This is a genomic window from Halobacterium bonnevillei (genome assembly GCF_009831555.1).
Classification (GTDB): Archaea; Halobacteriota; Halobacteria; order Halobacteriales; family Halobacteriaceae; genus Halobacterium; species Halobacterium bonnevillei.
The window spans coordinates 1-2,740 of the sequence record NZ_WUUU01000267.1 but is presented as its reverse complement, the minus strand read 5'-3'; the positions used below and the strand labels follow the sequence as shown (position 1 = coordinate 2,740).

Annotated in this window: 3 protein-coding genes and 2 pseudogenes; 3 read left to right on the top strand and 2 right to left on the bottom strand. The window is 70.5% G+C overall.

Annotated features, from left to right (window positions below; all coding sequences use genetic code 11):
- A pseudogene (locus GRX66_RS18105) lies at window positions 1-243 on the bottom strand (3-hydroxy-3-methylglutaryl-CoA reductase); the annotation flags it as partial.
- 102 nt (window positions 244-345) lie between these two features.
- A complete protein-coding gene (locus GRX66_RS18100) occupies window positions 346-876 on the bottom strand; it encodes a GbsR/MarR family transcriptional regulator (protein WP_159527737.1) in 531 nt (176 codons plus the stop codon).
- 55 nt (window positions 877-931) lie between these two features.
- On the opposite strand from GRX66_RS18100, the gene GRX66_RS18095 reads away from it, so the two are divergent.
- The 3 genes and pseudogenes from GRX66_RS18095 to GRX66_RS18085 form a co-directional block, all read left to right on the top strand.
- Complete coding sequence (locus GRX66_RS18095; protein WP_159527736.1) at window positions 932-1,615, top strand: ABC transporter ATP-binding protein; 684 nt, start codon at window positions 932-934, stop codon at window positions 1,613-1,615.
- Window positions 1,608-2,336, top strand: a complete 729-nt coding sequence (locus tag GRX66_RS18090; protein ID WP_159527735.1) for a hypothetical protein — start codon at window positions 1,608-1,610, stop codon at window positions 2,334-2,336. The genes GRX66_RS18095 and GRX66_RS18090 overlap by 8 nt, the downstream gene beginning before the upstream one ends.
- Window positions 2,333-2,740: pseudogene (locus GRX66_RS18085) on the top strand (hypothetical protein); the annotation flags it as partial. The gene GRX66_RS18090 and the pseudogene GRX66_RS18085, both read left to right, overlap by 4 nt.

Here is a 2,740-nt window from a genome sequence, read left to right as displayed (position 1 = left end):
GTCGACGGGGCCCGCGACCCCCAGCGGGAGCTGTGTGCCGCCGAAGAGGTTCTCGATGGCGGACTCGGCGTCCTGGGCGTCGAACGCGAAGTCACCGGACGCGTCGAGGCCGGCGTCGGTCTCGCGTTCGAGGAGTTCGCGTCGCGCGTCGGCCGCGGTGTCGGCGTCGGCGTGGGCTTCGAGTTCGTACAGCCGGAGGTCACCGGTCTGCACGCGGTCCGCGAGGTCGGAAGCGTCGGTCATACCGGGCCGTGGTCCCCGAGGCGCCCTGAAGGTTGCCCTTTCTACTCTCGGCGAACATGGACCTCGACAGAGACCAATAGCGAGCGCCCGGCACGTAGCTCCTTACCGGCGCAGCGTCTCCGATAGGGTCGAGAGCGCGGTTCGCAGGCGGTCAGCGGACGCGGACGTCGCCAGGTCGACGAGCCGTTCGGACTGGGCGTACACGCGCTGGAGGTCCCGTATCCGTTCGAGGTCCGTCCGGGCGCGCTCGGTGTCCGCGGTTTCGAGCGCGGCTTCGGCGTCGTCGAGCGCGCGCGTCATCGTGTCAATCTCCCGGCGCACCTCCCGGTCCAGGAGTTCCTGGACGATGCGCCAGAAGTCGCGCTCGGCCTCGAAGAACGCACGCTTGCCCTCCCCGGGGAGCGAGCGCCGGTGGACCATGTGGAAGCGCTCCAGTTCCGACATCGCGGTGCTGACCGTTGACTTCGCGAAGCCGCTGTCCGCGGCCAGGTCGTCCAGCGACATGGGGTCGTGTGCGAAGAACAGGATGCCGTAGAGCCGGCCGTAGCTCCGGCTGAGGCCGTATATCTCCGCCGAGCGCTCGAACCCCTCGATGACGCGCTCCCGCGCGGCGTCGACGTCAGTCTCTGACATGCGCGTCGATACGAACCCCGAACGTATAAATCAGTTCGTTCAGAATATTCGGTATATGCCGAATATATCGAAACAGGGTCGTGAGGTCGACGCGGACGCCGACGTCGTCCTCGCCGCGGACCGCGTCGAGAAGACGTACCGGTCCAGACTCCCGTGGGAGCGCGACGTCGACGTGCTGGCCGGCGCGAGCCTCGAACTCCGCGCCGGCGAAGTCGTCGGCATCGTCGGCGAGAACGGCTCCGGGAAGTCCACGCTCATGCAGTGCCTGGTCGGCGCGCTCGCCCCCGACGCCGGCACCGTCTCGCGGCCCGGCGCCGTCGGCTGGTGCCCGCAGGACGACCGGCTCTACGAGCGCCTCACCGTCGACGAGACGTTCCGACTGTTCGGGGAAGCCCACGACATGGCCGAGCGCGAAATCGAGGCCGCCGCCGACCGTCTGACCGAGCGACTGGACTTCCAGCGCTTCCGCGACCGGCGCGTCGACCGGCTCTCCGGCGGCAACCGGCGGAAACTCACGCTCTCGGTGTCGCTGATGCACGACCCCGACGTCCTCCTGCTGGACGAACCGTACACGGGCTTCGACTGGGAGACCTACCTCGCGTTCTGGGACCTCGCCGAGGACCTCTCCGAGCGCGGGACCGCGATTGCGGTCATCTCACACCTCGTCAGCGAACAGGACCGCTTCGACCGCATCCTCGAACTCCGGGACGGGCGTCTGGAGGCGACCGACGATGCCTGACGTCCGAGTCGGAGCGGCGGCCCACGCCAAGGGCATCGTCCGCCAGCCCACGACGCTCGCGATGTTCGCGGTCCTGCCGCCGTTCGTCGTATTCGTCTACGGCGCGGCGATGGCGTCGTTTCCAGACGTCGCCTTCCTCGACGGCTCCGCGTCCGCGTACGGCCGCATCGGCGGCGCGCTCTTCGCCACCGCGTTCCTCTCCGGGCTGGTGGGCCTGTTCGGCACCGTCAGCGCGGCGCGAGCCGACCGCTACCTCTCCTTCGCGGGGTTCTCGCCGGTCGTCCTGTTCGCCAGTCGGGTCCTCGTCGGGGTGGGCGTCGCCGCCGTCGCCGCTGCCGTCTCCCTGGGCGCCGTCGCCGCCGCGGGCACCGACGTCGCCTCGTTCCCCCGGTCGTACGCCGTTCTCGTGCTCGCGGGCGTCCTCTACGGGTTGGTCGGTGTGGTCGTGGGGGCGCTCGTCCCGCGAGAACTGGAGGGGTCGCTCGTCCTCGTGTTCCTCGCGGACATGGACTCGTTCCTCTCCGGGGACGTCCTCCAGGTGAACAGCGACCTCGTGACGCTGCTGCCGCTGCACTACCCCCACGCGCTGTTCACGGCCGCAGTCCGCGAGGGCACGCTGACCGGCGAACCCGTCGGCCCGGCGATGGCGTACTTCGGCATCGCAGGCGTCGCCGCCGGCGTCGCGTACGCCGCTGCGACCGGACGGGGGTGGTCGCTGTGAGCGGCACACGGACGGCGCTCGCCGCGACCGTCAAACAGTTCGCGCGCACCCCCGTCCTGGTGGCACTGCTGGTGGTGCTGCCGGCGTACTTCGTCGGCCTCCTCGGCGTCGTCCTCCCGGACGCGACAGTCGCCGTCTCCATCCCCGGCTGGTCCGGGCAATCGGCGCTCAGCGAGGGCGTGCTCCCGATGCTCGGAACGCTCGCGGCGGTCATGGTCGCTGGCATCGCGGGCCTGTTCCTCACCGTCGACACGCTCCACGCCGACGGCTGGCTGGCGCTCTCCGGGCTCCCGTCCCGCACGCTGTTCGTGGCGCGAGCGGCCGCGCTGACCGGGGCGGCGGCGCTCGCGTCAGTGGCAGCCACAGCCGTGCTGGGCCTCCACGTCGTCCCGGAGCAGCCGGTC